Genomic DNA, 16,252 nt, shown 5'->3' with positions numbered 1-16,252 from the left:
TATGAAGCAGCTTTTAAGGCTCCTAAAATATGCAAAGCCATACATGGCTTTATTTATAATAGCTATTTTGGTTGTTATTTCTCTTACCTTTGTTACTTTATTACCTCCACAAATTGTAAGAAGTGCTGTAAACAACTACATTACAAATGATAGATTACCTACACCAGAAAGGTTTTCTGGTATTTTTAAAATGGCAGTGTATTTTATTATTTCTACATCTTTAATATTTGTTTTTGAATATATTTCAATTTTGATTACCACTTACCTTGGCGGAAAAATAGTTTATGACATAAGACGAGATTTGTTTCGTCATGTTTTAAAACTTCCTATGTCTTTTTTTGACAAACATCCAAGTGGTCAGATTACAACACGAATAGCAAATGATACTCAAAATGTTATGGAATTTTTTACATCTGTGGTTACAAGTGTATTTAATGATTTATTTTTGCTAACTGGAGTAATTATAATGATGTTAAGTGTAAGTAAGAATTTATTTTTAAATATTTCTTTCGTTTTTCCTGTTTTGATAGTTGCAATGCTTTTATTTAGATATTTTGATTTAAAGGCGTATAGAACTGTTAGAACAAGTATATCCAAAGTTAATGCTTATTTGGCAGAACATATTGCGGGGATGCCAGTTGTCAAATTATTTAATGCTGAAGATTTTGAAAGAAAAGAATTTGATAAGGTTAATAAGGATTTGTACAATGCTAGGATAAAACAGATGTATGTTTTTGCTATTTTTAGACCTACCGTTAGTACTTTATATAGGTTGGCAATTGCTGCGATAATTTGGATGGGAGCAAAGTATATTATTTTAAGAACTTTAAATTTTGGTGATTTATACGCGTTTATTGCTTATTTAGAATTGTTTATGAAACCACTTGAAGATTTATCCGAAAAGTACGATATTATTCAAAATACGGTAGCAAGTGCTGAAAAGATATTTACGTTGATGGATGAAGAGGAAGAACATTTTGGCGCTGAGAATGGTAAAAGGGAAATTGAAAAAGGTGTAGTTGAATTTAAAAATGTTTGGTTTAGATACAATGAAGAAAGGTGGATATTAAAAGATATAAATTTAAAATTTGAACCTGGAAAATTAATAGCTGTAGTTGGAGAAACTGGTGCGGGAAAAACTTCAATAATGAACCTAGTTAATGGGATGTATAGACTGCAAAAAGGGAAAATATTAATTGATAATTTAGAACTTGAAAAGTATAATATTCATTATTTACGCAAGAATATTTCTGCGGTTCCACAGGATGTAGTATTGTTTTCGGGGAGTTTACTTGATAATGTGAGACTTTTTCATAAAGAAATATCTGAGGAAGAAGTTATTGAAGCTTTAAAAAAGGTGTATGTCTGGGATTTAATAGAAAGATTACCCAAGGGATTAAAAACAGAAATAATTGAAAGAGGAAAAGGAATTTCTGCGGGTGAAAGACAACTAATTGCACTAGCACGTTCTGTATTGTTTGATGCTAAAATATTTATACTCGATGAAGCAACAAGCAATATTGATGTGCAAACTGAAGAAAGGATACAAAAAGCTGTTAGAAAATTATCGAAAGAAAAAACAGTCGTTATGATCGCGCATAGACTTGCAACAGTTGTAAATGCAGATGTCATATTCGTAATACATGATGGTAAGGTAGTGGAAAAAGGAACTCATAAAGAATTGATGAAAAAGAAGGGAATGTACTATAAACTTTATGAAGTGCAATTCAAAAAATAAAAGGTGCCGTGCACCCCTGCTTCGATTCTCTGAGACCTGAGCGTATCTTCACATCAGACTCAGGTCGAGTACCCCCACGGCACACACTTGCCTGCTTAGGGCTGCTTCCTTCCGGACCTGACCCGGTTCACAGGTAGTTGTTGCGTGGGACTCGGCCTTCAACGTCTTAGTGAAAACCGTTTTCAGACCTCAGATACCTCAACAGGGGAATTAAGCCCCGCTAGGTGGATTTCGGGTTCAGGGGACCACCAACCCCCCGCTTAGCACGGCACCACATGATATTTTAACACTATTATTTATAATTGTCAAAGATTCATCTTTAAGAATATTGATGAAAGTTGAAAAAAAATAATAATGTGGTATTCTAGATATTTGTAAAAAAAGTGATAAATGGAGGGGAAAATATTAGGAGAAATTGGAATGTAATTTTTATAGTGCTTTTGATAGCTGTTTTTGCATTCTTTTTTAATTTTAATTCAGCAAAAAAGATATATATAAAAGGTGATAAATATTATGTGTCAAAATTTCTAGATTTTTTAAATAAAAATGGTTTAAGATATACTTTGGTAGATGAGGAAAATGCAAGCTTTATTATTGATTTAGATAACCTGGAAGTGGTTAATAACGATGGATTAAAATTTAACATAAGGTATAGTGATGAATTAATCAATAAAGTTTTGAAAAAGCTGTTTGAAGATGATTGTAAATATTTAATTTTGAATAACAACTTTTACCGTGAAAATGCGTATTTTTACAAACACTTTACATTTGAAACAACTTGTGGTATAACTGTAATGGTATTACCAGTGGAGTATGGGGGTTTGGAAATATTTGTATTCCGAACTATTTTGAACATTATAAACAGAAATTATGTTTCATTTGAAAATGGATATCTTGTTACAAGTATGAATTTATATAAAGTTAGTAGAGAAAGGAAGCTAATTGGTATATATGATCCGATTTTGGATACTATGGAAATAATAGCCGATGAAAAAAACTAGTTAAGAGAGGTGAAAACTTTTGGAACCTATATTATCCGTTAGAAACCTAAGTACATGGTTTTATATGGAAGAGGGTGTTGTTAAAGCTGTTAACGATGTTTCGTTTGATTTACATGAGGATGAGGTTGTTGGAATTGTTGGAGAAACAGGTTCGGGAAAGAGTGTTACAGTAAAATCTATTATGAGGCTTATCCATAAGCCGGGGAAAATTGTTGGTGGTGAAATTATTTATAGAGGTAGGGGGAAAGAAGAAGATATTTTAAAGTTGTCTGCGGAAGAGATGTCCAAGATTAGAGGAAAAGAGATTAGTATGGTTTTCCAAGATCCACTTACCTCGTTAAATCCTCTTTATACAATAGGTGATCAATTAACAGAAACGATAATTAGGCACCAAAATGTTGACAGAAAGACTGCATGGGAAATCGGAATTGAAATGCTTAAAAAAGTTCAAATTCCCGAAGCAGAGAAGAGAATGGTTGCATATCCATTTGAATTTAGTGGTGGTATGAGGCAACGTGCAATTATTGCTATTGCACTTTCGTGTAATCCAAAAGTTTTAATTGCAGATGAGCCAACAACTGCTTTAGATGTTACAATTCAAGCACAGATTCTTGATTTGATGAAAGATTTGCAAAAGGAATTTAAAACAGGACTGCTGTTTATAACGCACGATTTGGGAGTTATTGCTTCTATGGCTGATAGAATAATTGTTATGTATGGAAGTAGGCAAATGGAAATAGCTTCTGCAGAAGATATTTTCTACAAACCAACACATCCATATACGCATATGTTGTTGCGTGCTATTCCAAGGCTTGATATGAAACAGGATAGATTAGAAGCAATTCCGGGGCAACCTCCGAGAATGATAGATGTACCTAATGTTTGTCCGTTTGCACCAAGGTGTCCAAGGCGTTTGGATAAATGTTCTAAAGAACTTCCAGAACTCACAGAAATTGAACCAGGACACTTTGTGAGGTGTTTCAATCCTGTTCTAGATAGGAAAGAATCGGAGGCGATGAGGAATGAATGAAGCAATAAAAAATGACCCCATAATAAAAGTGGAGAATTTGAAAAAATATTTTCCCATTTCAAAAGGTTTCTTGGTAAAGAAACACGTGGGAGATGTGAAAGCGGTTGATGATGTTTCGTTCGAAGTGAAAAAGAGGGAAACATTTGCGTTAGTGGGAGAATCAGGTTGTGGTAAAACAACCACCGCAAGGACAATGCTTAGATTGATTGATCCAACGGGTGGAAAAATAAAGGTGTTTGGAAAAGATATTTCAAATCTTAGTAGAAAAGAGTTGCTTCCATTTAGAAGAAAAATGCAAATAGTTTTTCAAAACCCAATAGGTTCACTAAATCCAAGAATGACAATAGGGCAAATTTTGACGGAACCCTTATTATTTCACAAGATAGTATCTGATAAAAAAGAAGCCTATGATAGAGCTGTGGAAATCTTAAGAATGGTGGGATTAAAGCCATATCATATGGATAGATATCCTCACCAGTTTAGTGGAGGGCAAAAACAAAGAATAGCTATTGCAAGGGCTTTATCAGTTGATCCGGAAATTATATTTTTAGATGAGCCAACTTCTGCATTAGATGTTTCAGTTCAAGCACAGATAATTAATTTGTTTTTGAAATTCCAGGAAGAGCTTAATCTTACTTATGTTTTTATTTCTCATGATTTATCGCTTGTAAGATTTATAAGCGATAAGGTTGCCGTTATGTATTTGGGGAAAATTGTTGAAATGGGTGATGTTGATGAAGTATTCGAAAATCCAATTCACCCATATACAAAGGCTTTATTATCTGCATCTCCGATACCTGATCCAAAAGTTGAGAAAAATAGAAAAAGGATAATTTTAAGTGGAAATGTCCCAAGTCCGATTGCAAGACCGAGTGGATGTTTCTTCCATCCAAGATGTCCATATAAAACGGAAAAATGTGAAAAAGAATATCCAAATATGTATAAAATTTCTGAAAATCACCAGGTGTCATGTTACCTGGTAGAAAACGAGGGGGTGTGAGTTTATGAAGAAGCTCGCAGTATTTTTGGTGGTATTGGCAGTGGTGTTTTCATTTGCTGCTCAACTTCCTTATATAGGTGCTGATGCAAACGGTAAGCCAGGTGGACAGTTTGTCTTGGGGACACTAAGTGGGCCAAAGACTGTTAATGATGTTACCGCAAAAGAAACAAGTTCTACAGATGTTATTGAGATGTTTATGAGTTATGGTGGAACACTTATTGAAAGACATGGTGTAGATATGAAATTTTATCCTGCAATTGCCGAGAGTTGGGAAGGACCAAGGTTGACAGCAGATGGTGGTATGGAAGTTATTTGGCATATTAGAAAAGGAGTAAAATTTAGCGATGGTCAACCACTTACAGCTGATGATATTGTCTTTACATTAAACGAAATTTATACAAATCCTGATATTCCAAGTTCAATGCAAGATGTTTTGAAAAGTACAAATGGTTATTTGCCAAAAGCAGAAAAAATTGATGATTATACTGTAAGAATGTACTACCCTGAACCATTTAGACTTGCATTTAGATACTTAGGTGGAATGTATATTTTCCCAAAACACATTGCAGAAGAATATGTAAAAAATGGAAACTTCCAAGAATTTTGGACAGTTGATGCAATTAACAAAGGAGAAGTTGTAGGGCTTGGTCCATATATTCCCGTGGAATATGTTCCCGATCAATACATAAAGTTTGTAAAAAATCCATATTACTGGAAAAAGGATGCTAATGGAAATCCTCTTCCATACTTTGATGAGGTAATTTATAAGATAATTTCCAACCAAGATGCAATGAGACTTGCGTTTGAAAATGGTGAAATAGATGTTTATGGACCCAGAGGAACAGAATTTGCAGAATTAAAGGAAAAAGAAAAAGAGCTTAATATAGTAGTAACAACAGCAGGACCAGCATTTGGAACATTGTTTATCACATTTAATTGGAATACACCAGATCCGATCAAGAGAAAATGGTTTAGAAACGAGTACTTCAGAAAAGCAGTAGCATATGCAATAGATAAGGAATCTATAATTGATACTCTTTACAACGGACTTGCTATTCCACAATGGTCACCTGTATCCATGAGTTCTCCATATTACAACGAAGATGTTGTAACAAAATACGAATTTGATCTTGATCTTGCAAGGGCTATGCTTGAAATGGGTGGATTTACATGGGATGAAAATGGTCAACTTATCGACGAGGACGGAAATCCTGTTAAATTCTTGCTTACAACTAATGCAGGAAATAGAGTTAGAGAAGGAGCGGCAAATATAATTCAAGATGCATTGAAAAAATTAGGTATGGATGTTACATTTACACCAATTGATTTCAATACATTGGTACAAAAATTATTAAATACAGGTGATTGGGAGTCAATAATTATAGGATTAACAGGTAATGACGAACCGCAAGGTGGTGCAAATGTATGGAAAGTAGATGCAGGATTGCATTTCTGGAATTACTCACCAGATACTGCAGAATATGTAGATAAAAATGATTATTATTTACCAGATTGGGAACTTGAAATTGATAAGATTTTCAAAGAAAATGTGGCGATTTTGGATGAAAATATTGTAAAGGATTACTTTGCAAGGTTCCAACAATTAGTATCCGAGCATTTACCATTGATTTATACTGTAAACCAATTAAGGATGTACGCATATAGAGCAAACTTGAGAAATGTTAAGATAGGACCACTTGGTGGAACAACTTGGAATATTTATGAAGAGTGGAAAGAACAATAATATTTTATAGCAGCAGGCGCGTCTTGGGCCTGCGCCTGCTTTCTTATTAAAATTCAAAGAGAGGTGACTGAGATTGCTAAGGTATATAGCACGTAGATTGATTATATTGATTCCAGAACTTTTTATAATTTCTTTGTTGGTTTTTTTGATAATGCAAGCAGCACCTGGGGATTTTTTAGATCAATACAGGCTTGATCCGTCTGTGTCTAAAGAATTTATTAAATCTCTCGAGGAACAGTATGGTCTTAATAAGCCTATTTTGACTCAATATTTTTTGTGGTTGAAAGGATTATTTAAAGGAGATTTTGGATATTCATTTTATTATAGAAGACCTGTTATGGATTTGATTGGAGAAAGGGTTTTAGCCACGTTGATATTGTCGTTATATTCTTTTGTTATTTCGTGGATTGTGGGTATTATATTGGGAATTGTTTCAGCTTTAAAGAAATATTCTTTTTGGGATAAGTTTTTGACAATAATAGCATTTACTGGAATTGCGATACCTGGTTTCTTTTTAGCGCTTTTGTTGCTTTATACGGCGGCAAAGACTGGGTGGTTCCCAGTAGCAGGTATGTACGATGTTAATCATGGGAAGATGACTGTTTGGGAAGGTTTTAAAGATATTTTCTGGCATATGCAACTTCCAGCGTTTACCTTAACATTTGGTGGTTTCGCAGGATTAATGAGGTATATGAGGGGTAGTTTACTTGATGTTTTAAACGAGGATTATGTTGAATTTGCAAGGGCGAAAGGTATGCCTGAACGCGTGGTTATCTTTAAACACGCAGTTAGAAATGCAATAAATCCTTTGATAACGATGTTTGGTTTTAGTTTATCTGGACTCCTTGGAGGAGCCGTAATTACTGAAACGATTTTTTCGTGGCCAGGACTTGGAAGATTAGTTTATCAAGCATTGCAACAACAAGATATGTACGTTGTTATGGCAAGTACAGTAATAAGTGTTATTATGTTGATCATAGGTAATTTGGTTGGTGATATTTTATTAGCAGCAGTTGATCCAAGAATTAGGTTGGAATAGGAGGTAGTAGTTAATGGCGAAAAAAGAAGAAATAAAGAAGAAAAATAATAATGAAAATATAGATTTTGAGGAAGTGTATCTTACAAGAGGTCAATTAATGTGGCGAGCTTTTAAAAAGAACAAGCTTGCGATGGTGGGATTATGGACATTAATTGTTTTATATGTTATGATGTTTGCAGCTGATTTCTTGTCACCGTATAATCCTTTTGAGCAAAGTCTGAAACATTCATATGCACCTCCAACAGATGTTTCTTCTGTGTATAAAGTAGGGGATTTTGAAAAAAAAGTAGGTTTATATGTTTTACCGTATATGAGTTATGTTGATAAATTGGATTATACGAGAAAGACTAGAGAATTAATTTTTCCAAGTAGGATAACATTTGAGTATAAAGGTGAGTTAATCACATTGGTGTTAAATAATGCAAAATATTTGCCAAGAGATAATTTTGAAGGTAAAGTTATAAAGGTTAATGATCTAGAATTTACTTTAAAAAGAGAAGAGTATGCGTTTGTAAATGGCGAATGGAAAAAGGTTGCATCCTCAAGTGAAAAAACAGATTATTTTGTAAAAGGTATTAACGATGATGTGTTATTAAAAGGTGAAGCGTTTTTAAAGAACGATAGTTCAACAGCAAAGAGTGTTTTATATGGAAAATATGGGTTTAAATTAGGTGTTTTAAATGAAAAAGAAATTGACAAGGTAGGATTAAAGTACACGATTAATTATATTAAATACGAGGATGAAAATGGAAAAAAACATATATTATTTGGAAAAAATTTAAAAATAAAAGATTATGATTATAAATATTATCCCGTAAAGTGGTTTGTAAAAAGTTGGGGACCGAAGAGAAAAGACTATGGAAGAGTTGGTTATGTCTTTTGGATAATACCGCTGAAATATCATTTATATGGTGTAGATAATTATGATAATAATGAATTTGTAAGATTATATATAATGGGTTCTGATGAATTTGGAAGAGATGTTTGGTCAAGGTTAATTTTCGCATCGAGAATATCACTTTCAATAGGTTTTATAGGACTAGCTATTACGTTGACATTATCCTTATTCTTTGGCGGAATTGCAGGTTATTATGGCGGGGTTGCCGATGAGTTATTGATGAGATTTACAGAAATTATAATGGCAATTCCAGGATTTTATTTATTGATCTTGCTAAGGTCATTGTTGCCAATGGATATACCATCTTCTCAAGTTTACATTTTGCTTGTATTTATTTTGTCGTTTATTGGATGGGCGGGACGTGCAAGGATTATTAGAGGAATGGTATTATCGATAAAGAGAAATGAATTTGTTGAAGCAGCCTATGCACTTGGGTATCCCGATTCAAAGATTTTGTGGAAACATGTTATCCCCAATACAATGACGTATATGATAGTAACTTCGACTCTTGCAATTCCAGGTTATATCTTGGGTGAAGCAGGATTGTCATTCCTTGGACTTGGAATTAGGGAACCGTCTGCATCGTGGGGATTGATGATGGCAAGAGCACAAGATATATACGTATTACAAAATGCCCCATGGCTTTTGATACCAGGTATATTTATATTTGTGACTGTTTTAGCCTTCAATTTTGTTGGTGATGGATTAAGGGATGCGTTTGATCCAAGAGCATTAGGATAAAAAGTTTTTCTTAGTTTTTTAATAAGAAACACCCCCGAAGTGATAAAGTAAACCAACTAGGGGGTGTTTCTTTTTGGAAAAAGAAATAGTGAAAGCTCGATAAAAATGGTGTTTATAAATATTATCGCATTTAAAAGCAAATAACGTGGTATTAGAGGTAAAATCACCTCGAGAAAGTAATAGTAATATAATAAAAGCAGGGAATTTCCCTGCTTTTTATGGCGGAGGCGGTGGGACTCGAACCCACACGGGGGTGTAACCCCCACCGGTTTTCAAGACCGGCCCCTTAGCCAATTCGGAACACGCCTCCACTAAACATTATAACATATGTTTGGAAAAATTCAAGAGTATTTTTTCGAATTTTCTGAGAATTTTTGTTACAAAAAATTCGTGGTCTATATTTATTGGATTTACTTTTATTAAATATGCTTTTATAAAAAGGCCAAATAACATATCGGTAAATATTTGATCACCAATCATTGCAAATTTAAAATTATTTTTCTTTCCATAATTGCTTACTATATACTTTTTAAATTTAAATGGCAAAGGTTTTTTTGCAAGCCATATGGTTTCTATATCGTAATTTAGTGGTCTAGGTTTTCCGTTGGATAAGATTAAGATTTTGGCATTTTTCTTTTTCAAAAATTCAAATATTTCAATAATTTCGTTGGGAATCTCTTTTTCTTTCCAAGTGTTTATTGTGTTATCAAAATCAAATATAAAAAAATTAAATCCTTTATCAAGAAGTTTGTTAAAATCTATGTTGGTAACCTTTTTTAAAATTTCCATTTTAAACCTCCATTAGAAATGTTCTGAAAGACCCAAACCTACAAAAAGCTTTTGTTTAGCGTAGTCAAAAATTATAAATAGATCATCTTTCCACTTTTTTCTTGGATCAGGTGGTGGAACAATATATTTGAATGAAATGTAAAGTGAATTTTCAAGAAAATAGCTATTAGAATTAAAAGGATATGTTAATGATAAGGATATAAGATATCTATTTTGGTTAAATGAAGCTTTTATTCCTCCTTCAATTAAAGGAAAATCAATACTTTTTGTATTATAAATAAATAAAGTAGGTGAAATTGAAAAGTTATTAATGTTTAAAAATAGGGCATCAAGATAAATTTTGTGTACAAAATTTTCTAGAGGATTAAAAATCCAGGTTATGTTAAAAAAATCCTCAGAATATCCGAGCAACATTTGATAGGAATCACCAAAACTCCAGCCAAGCCCGAAATCTATTGAAGTTGATAAAATAAATATTGATGAGAGTATAAAAAGAAAAGTTAAAATTTTTTTCATTTATAATCCCCCTTTAAAATTTCAAATTTTTCAAATTTTAGTGATATACTTTCAGTGCTTTTATCAGTAGTGAAAAGTATTTCTTTTAATTTGTTGTTGTTGAATTTGACTAATATTTTTGTTGGTTCAAGCCCTAAGCGTTTTAAAAAAGTATAACCTGCAGGTATCAAAGACAAGTTATCTCCTTTTTCAAATATAGTAAAAAGTGATGAAGACAAGAAACTTGAAGTAGTCATGATAATTTCGTATACAAGGTTTATGTTGAAGTCAGAAATATTGGAAATTGTATAATTTTTGTATTTATAGTATGTTGCTGAATTTAATGTGTTTGCTTCAATATTTATATCTTTTAAGAACTCAGGAGACTTTATAAGGATATCAAAATGTTCGAGATTGAGTATTGTCGCTTCAAATGATATGTTATTCTTAAAATTTGTTCCATTTTTGTCTATTACATCAAAATTTACAGAAAGATCCACAAAAAAATCTCTAAAGCCCGATGTATTTTCAACAAATTCAAAAATTCCAGAAAAAGATATTGAAATCAAAAAGAAAGTTATTAAAATAGTAATTTTTTTTATATAAATCACCTCATTTCTTCGTGGGATAACATAAGGTCTTTTAATGATTTTGAAATAATCTTTAAATCAAATTCGTCAAATTCCTCTTTATCATCAAGTAATTTTAAACTTTCATCCGATGAAAGTGTAGAAAATTCTTCAAGTCTTTCAATAGGAATTTCATCAGTGGTATTTTCAAATTTCATATTATTTAACTGCTCGATAAGAGAATTTTCAACTATATCTTTGTCTTCATTTGAGTTTGAGACGATTTCTTCGATTTCATCTATTTCTTCGAGTATCTCATTTATCTCTTCTTCAGAGGATTTTTCTTTTTCTTCTTCTTCTTTTACAACTTGTATATAGTCTTTTAATGTCTCATTATTTATTTCAACTTTTTCTTCTTTTTCTTCTTTGATGTTGTTAGATTTTTCAACTTTGTTAACGGTGTTTTTTGATTCTAAGGCGTTTTCAACTAATTTTTCTGGTTCTTTATCTAATTCTTGTTTGGGTGTATCATCGAAGAATTCAGATAAGAATGAAAGATCTTTATTAATCAAATCTTCAAAATTAATTGTAGCCTTTGTATTTTCCGGGAAAAGTTCTTCGGTATTTTCGACAATTATACTTGGAGTCTTCATAGGTTCAGGTTTTATTTCTTCTACAGGTACAGGATAAGTTTTTTTGGCTTTCCATACCCTAATTTCCATGAACAAAAGTATTGTGAAAGATAAAGAGAAGGTTATTAAGAAAAGAATAAGTTTGAAATTACTTTTATTATTTGTAGTATTTGTGGAAACTGGTACTTCTGTTGGATGGTATTTTTTTATCCAGTTACTCCACTCGGAAGTTTCAGTAGATTCTTTTTGTATCGAGTTTAATAATTTACCTATAATAGGGTTATCTTTATAGTTTGAAAGATATGCCTTTGCTTTATCATAGTTTCCAATCATAAATGCACTGATTCCCGTCTTAAATTTCAAAGAATTATCGTATCCTTCTATTGAAGGATCAAGGATAAGAGCTTTTTCAAAGTACTCTAGTGCTTTTTTGTAGTTATCTTGCTGATAGGCATTTAACCCCGCTTGATAATATTCAATTGCTTCTTTTTGAAAACCAAAAATAGCCAATACAAAAAATAAAATGAAAATTGCAGAGATTTTTTTCATTTTAACTCCCCTTTTGAGAATCTATTAAAGCAAGGAAGTCATCATTTGATTTTGTTTCTTTTAGTTTATTGAGTATTAGCTTTAACCCTTCTTCTTCATTCATAGAAGAGAGCATTTTTCTTAAAAGCCATATTTTTTTTATTTGTTCCATTGAGAGCAACAATTCTTCTTTTCTAGTACCAGATAATGTAATGTTTATTGCTGGAAAAATCCGTTTGTTTGCAAGTTGTCTTGAGAGTACAAGTTCCATATTTCCTGTTCCTTTGAATTCTTCAAATATTACTTCATCCATTTTAGACCCAGTTTCTATTAAAGAAGTTGCAATTATTGTCAAACTTCCTCCTTCTTTTATATTCCTGGCAGCACCAAAGAAGTGTTTAGGTTTGTATAGTGCAGCAGGGTCAACACCTCCACTTAATAATTTCCCACTTGGTGGAACGTTAATATTATAAACTCTTGCAAGTCTTGTTAGACTGTCAAGTAATATTACAACATCGTGACCATATTCAACAAGTCTTTTAGCCATTTCAAGTGTTAATTCTGCTTTTTTGATTTGTTTATCAGGTGGCATGTCAAAAGGTGCAGCAATAACTTTTGCGTTTACCGATTCCTTAATATCTGTTACTTCTTCAGGGCGTTCATCAATAAGCAGAACTATTCTAATGGTATCCGGATAATTTCTAGCAATTCCATTTGCGATTTCTTTTAAAATAGTTGTTTTACCAGCTTTAGGTGGTGCTACAATCATTCCCCTTTGACCTTTTCCAATAGGTGAAAAGAGATCAATTATTCTCGTTGAAAGTGTATCTTTATCCGTTTCCAGGATGTATTGGGTATCCGGGTAAGAAGGTGTTAGGTTTTCAAAATTTACTCTTTCATTTGCAAGTTCTGGATCTTTATAATTGATTGCTTCAATTTTAATCATGGCGAAAAATCTTTCATTTTCTTTTGGAGGACGAATAACTCCAGAAATTATATCTCCTGTGTTTAAATTGAATTTTCTTATTTGTGAATTAGAAATATATATATCTTTTGAACTTGGAAGCATACTTTCCATACTCCTTAAAAATCCAAAACCATCGGGGTGTACTTCCAGTACTCCTTCTCCGAAAAAGTAACCTTCAGATTGGGCTCTTGCTTCCAAAATGGCAAATATCAAATCTTGTTTGCGCATTGAGGTATATCTTGCAATATCGTATTCTTTTGCTAACTTATATAATTCTTTAATTGTCATCTTTTCCAAATCTTTTATGTTGAAGGTTTCAACATTCAATTATATCCCTCCTATTTTGTTCTAAAGAGTCTATCTCCTGCGTCGCCAAGTCCTGGGAGTATATAACCTTTAGAATTTAACTTTTGGTCTAAAGAAGCAGTATATATAATGACATCTGGATGTTCCTTATTTATTTTTTCAGTACCTTCTGGTGATGCAATTAATGTGACAAGTATAATGTTTTTGGCGCCGTTTTTCTTTAATATGTCTAATGCTTTTACAGAAGATACACCTGTTGCAAGCATTGGATCAAGTACAAAGACGATAGAATTTTCAGTTATTTTTGGAAATTTGGCGTAATATTCCACGGCCTCTAAGGTTTTTGGATCCCTATATATCCCAATGTGGCCTACTGAAGCATTTGGTAGTAGTTGTAGTATACCATCAGACATACCCAAGCCTGCCCTTAAAATAGGTATTATTATCACATCTTTATCATTAATAAAATATCCTTTAGTTTTTTCAAGTGGTGTTTCTATTTCTGTTTCAAATATTTCTATATGTCTAGTAGCTTCATATGCTATTAGAAGTGTGATTTCTTTTAGAAGTTCTCTAAATTCTTTTGGGCCAGTATCTTTCCTTCTCATGAGAGTTAGTTTATGTTTAATTAATGGATGTTCTACTACGTTAATTTTCATTTTGATTTCCTCCTTTTATTATATTTTCAATTTGTTCTAACATATCTACTCTCATTAGACGTGTTATAAAATCATCTAAATCTCCATCTAGCACTCCTTGTAAATTATAGGATGTAAAATTTATCCTATGGTCAGTTACCCTATTTTGCGGGAAATTATACGTTCTAATTTTTTCACTTCTTTCTCCCGAACCGATTTGTGATTTTCTATTTGAACTTATCTTTCTTGATTGTTCTTCTAGTTTTAATTTATAAAGTCTTGCCCTTAGAATGTTCATTGCTTGTTCTTTATTTTGGAGTTGAGAACGTTCTGATTGGCAAGTTACCACGATGCCGGTAGGTATATGTGTAATTCTTACAGCGGATTCAGTTTTGTTTACATATTGTCCTCCTGCACCTGATGCTCTATAGGTGTCAATTCTTAAGTCGGTGGGATTTATCTCTATTTCTACATTTGAGACTTCTGGAAGAACGGCAACTGTAGCAGTAGAAGTATGTATCCTTCCGCCTGATTCCGTGGAAGGGACCCTTTGAACTCTATGTACACCACTTTCGTATTTTAATAAATTTCCAACATTTTTTCCTTTTATTTTAACAATGACTTCTTTATATCCACCTAAATCTGTTTGGTTTTCATCAATTATTTCCGCTTTAAATCCCTTTTTTTCAACGTACCTTAGATACATTCTAAGTAAATCAGCCGCAAAAAGTGCAGCTTCATCTCCACCAGTTCCAGCTCTAATTTCTAAAAATACATTTTTACCTGTGTATTCATTTTTTGGAAGTACTAATGTTATTAATTCTTGCATTATTTTTTCTTGGTCTTTGCCCAATTTTGCAATCTCAAGATCATACCCTTCAGGCATTTCTTCTTTCCATAGTTCTTTTTCTTCTTCAAACTCTATATATTTTTTTGAAAGTTCGACAATTTCTTTCATTTTAGAATATTTTTCCGAATACTCTTTGATTTCTTCCGGTGAAAGTTGTGAACTTAGTTTTTCTTCAAGATTTTTGAGTGTTTTCGTACTCCATTCATTAATTTGTTTTACTATCTCAATGTTCTCCATCCTAGCTTTTTAGACACCTCCTCAACATTACGAGCATTTTCAAAAACAGTTTCTTTTGTAATTAATCCTTTTAAGAAAGCTTGAATAAGTGCATCATCAAATAAAATATTACCTTGTTTTTGGCTTGTTTGCATTATACCTTCGATTTGATGGAGTTTGTTTTCCCTGATAAGATTTTTGATGGCTGGTGTTGCAATCATTATTTCATCAATAGCAACTACACCAAAGTCTTTTTTTGGAACGAGCCTTTGAAATACAGTTGCTATTAGTGTATTTGCAAGTTGAAGCGCAATTTGTTTTTGTTGATGTGCGGGAAAAACGTCTATTATTCTTTCTGGAGCTGCAGCAGCTGAATTTGTGTGTATAGTTGCAAAGACAAGATGCCCTGTTTCTGCAGCGGTGAGTGCTAGTGAAATGGTTTCTAAATCTCTCATTTCTCCAACTAGTATTACATCAGGATCCTGTCGCAGTGCGTATTTTAAACCATTTGTAAAACTTTCTGTGTCTGTTCCCACTTCCCTTTGATGTATTAATGATCTTTTTGATTCGAAAACATATTCTACAGGATCTTCTATTGTGATTATGTGATAAGCATATCTTGTGTTTATATGTTCTACCATAGCAGCTAGTGTTGTTGATTTTCCACTTCCTGTTGGTCCAGCGACAAGAACAAGTCCGTGGTCCTTTTCAGAAAAATCCTTTAGGATTTCTGGTAATCCAAGTTCGTCAATTGTCCTTATTTTTTTTGTAATGAGTCTCAATGCAAGAGTTGGATTTTTTCTTTCAAAATAAAAGTTTGCTCTAATTCTTAAATCATGCATTGAAAAAGAAAAATCTATTTCTTTTTTATTTATTTTTATTCCCAAGTCTAAAAAAATGTTATCAACTGTGTTTTTGATTTCTTCTGCTGTTGGAATGGGAAATGTTTTTAAGGAAATTAATTTTCCATCTACCCTTGCCATGATGGGTAGTCCAGAAGTTATGTGTACATCAGATGCCCTTAATTCTTTTGCTTTTAGAATTACTTCATCTAAGTTTAACCCCATCATA

At 32.5% G+C, this 16,252-nt stretch carries 15 protein-coding genes, 1 tRNA gene and 1 other RNA gene; 7 read left to right on the top strand and 10 right to left on the bottom strand.

Going from position 1 to position 16,252, the window contains the following annotated elements:
- Position 1: 1 nt before the first annotated feature.
- Complete coding sequence (locus AS157_RS02460; RefSeq protein WP_077289814.1) at positions 2-1,738, top strand: ABC transporter ATP-binding protein; 1,737 nt, start codon at positions 2-4, stop codon at positions 1,736-1,738.
- A 6-nt stretch (positions 1,739-1,744) separates the two neighbouring features.
- On the opposite strand, the gene ffs is transcribed toward AS157_RS02460, so the two are convergent.
- Positions 1,745-2,007: signal recognition particle sRNA large type (gene ffs, locus AS157_RS02455), an RNA gene on the bottom strand.
- A gap of 246 nt (positions 2,008-2,253) precedes the next feature.
- Between ffs and AS157_RS02450 the strand changes: the two genes are divergently transcribed.
- The 6 genes from AS157_RS02450 to AS157_RS02425 all read left to right on the top strand — a co-directional run bounded on the left by AS157_RS02450 (position 2,254) and on the right by AS157_RS02425 (position 9,191).
- Entirely contained in the window at positions 2,254-2,739 is a 486-nt protein-coding gene (locus AS157_RS02450; protein WP_352039418.1) for a hypothetical protein, read from the top strand.
- A 19-nt stretch (positions 2,740-2,758) separates the two neighbouring features.
- Positions 2,759-3,769, top strand: coding sequence for an ABC transporter ATP-binding protein (locus AS157_RS02445; RefSeq protein ID WP_077289815.1), 1,011 nt, complete (start codon positions 2,759-2,761; stop codon positions 3,767-3,769).
- Positions 3,762-4,769, top strand: a complete 1,008-nt coding sequence (locus tag AS157_RS02440; RefSeq protein ID WP_214494956.1) for an ABC transporter ATP-binding protein — start codon at positions 3,762-3,764, stop codon at positions 4,767-4,769. Before AS157_RS02445 ends, AS157_RS02440 begins: the two co-directional genes overlap by 8 nt.
- A 4-nt stretch (positions 4,770-4,773) precedes the next feature.
- Positions 4,774-6,513, top strand: coding sequence for an ABC transporter substrate-binding protein (locus tag AS157_RS02435; protein ID WP_077289816.1), 1,740 nt, complete (start codon positions 4,774-4,776; stop codon positions 6,511-6,513).
- A 73-nt stretch (positions 6,514-6,586) separates the two neighbouring features.
- Positions 6,587-7,552 carry an ABC transporter permease gene (locus tag AS157_RS02430; protein ID WP_214494955.1) on the top strand — a complete coding sequence of 322 codons (966 nt, stop codon included), beginning with the start codon at positions 6,587-6,589 and terminating at the stop codon, positions 7,550-7,552.
- A gap of 13 nt (positions 7,553-7,565) precedes the next feature.
- The gene (locus AS157_RS02425) at positions 7,566-9,191 is read left to right on the top strand and encodes an ABC transporter permease (protein ID WP_077289817.1); all 1,626 of its coding nucleotides are present in this window, start codon (positions 7,566-7,568) and stop codon (positions 9,189-9,191) included.
- 219 nt (positions 9,192-9,410) lie between these two features.
- On the opposite strand, the gene AS157_RS02420 is transcribed toward AS157_RS02425, so the two are convergent.
- The 9 genes from AS157_RS02420 to AS157_RS02380 form a co-directional block, all read right to left on the bottom strand.
- Positions 9,411-9,501, bottom strand: a tRNA-Ser gene (locus AS157_RS02420).
- Positions 9,502-9,509: 8 nt separating this feature from the next.
- On the bottom strand, positions 9,510-9,980 hold the full coding sequence (locus AS157_RS02415; protein WP_077289818.1) for a haloacid dehalogenase: 471 nt from the start codon (positions 9,978-9,980) through the stop codon (positions 9,510-9,512).
- 12 nt (positions 9,981-9,992) lie between these two features.
- Positions 9,993-10,496, bottom strand: a complete 504-nt coding sequence (locus AS157_RS02410) for a hypothetical protein (RefSeq protein WP_077289819.1) — start codon at positions 10,494-10,496, stop codon at positions 9,993-9,995.
- On the bottom strand, positions 10,493-11,086 hold the full coding sequence (locus tag AS157_RS02405) for a hypothetical protein (RefSeq protein ID WP_231450381.1): 594 nt from the start codon (positions 11,084-11,086) through the stop codon (positions 10,493-10,495). The genes AS157_RS02410 and AS157_RS02405 overlap by 4 nt, the downstream gene beginning before the upstream one ends.
- Entirely contained in the window at positions 11,083-12,225 is a 1,143-nt protein-coding gene (locus AS157_RS02400; RefSeq protein WP_077289820.1) for a tetratricopeptide repeat protein, read from the bottom strand. The genes AS157_RS02405 and AS157_RS02400 overlap by 4 nt, the downstream gene beginning before the upstream one ends.
- A gap of 1 nt (position 12,226) precedes the next feature.
- Positions 12,227-13,498, bottom strand: coding sequence for a transcription termination factor Rho (gene rho / locus AS157_RS02395; RefSeq protein WP_075666399.1), 1,272 nt, complete (start codon positions 13,496-13,498; stop codon positions 12,227-12,229).
- A gap of 11 nt (positions 13,499-13,509) precedes the next feature.
- Entirely contained in the window at positions 13,510-14,136 is a 627-nt protein-coding gene (upp, locus tag AS157_RS02390) for a uracil phosphoribosyltransferase (protein WP_214494954.1), read from the bottom strand.
- A complete protein-coding gene (gene prfA / locus AS157_RS02385) occupies positions 14,126-15,202 on the bottom strand; it encodes a peptide chain release factor 1 (protein WP_077289821.1) in 1,077 nt (358 codons plus the stop codon). Before prfA ends, upp begins: the two co-directional genes overlap by 11 nt.
- Positions 15,184-16,251 (bottom strand): type IV pilus twitching motility protein PilT, encoded by a 1,068-nt coding sequence (locus AS157_RS02380; RefSeq protein ID WP_077287875.1) that lies wholly within the window; start codon positions 16,249-16,251, stop codon positions 15,184-15,186. The genes prfA and AS157_RS02380 overlap by 19 nt, the downstream gene beginning before the upstream one ends.
- Position 16,252: the final 1 nt, after the last annotated feature.

The sequence above is a fragment of the Thermosipho sp. 1244 genome, from assembly GCF_018588215.1.
GTDB lineage: Bacteria > Thermotogota > Thermotogae > Thermotogales > Fervidobacteriaceae > Thermosipho > Thermosipho affectus.
Note: the sequence above shows the minus strand (reverse complement) of the source record. Positions and strands in the feature narration are given on the sequence as shown.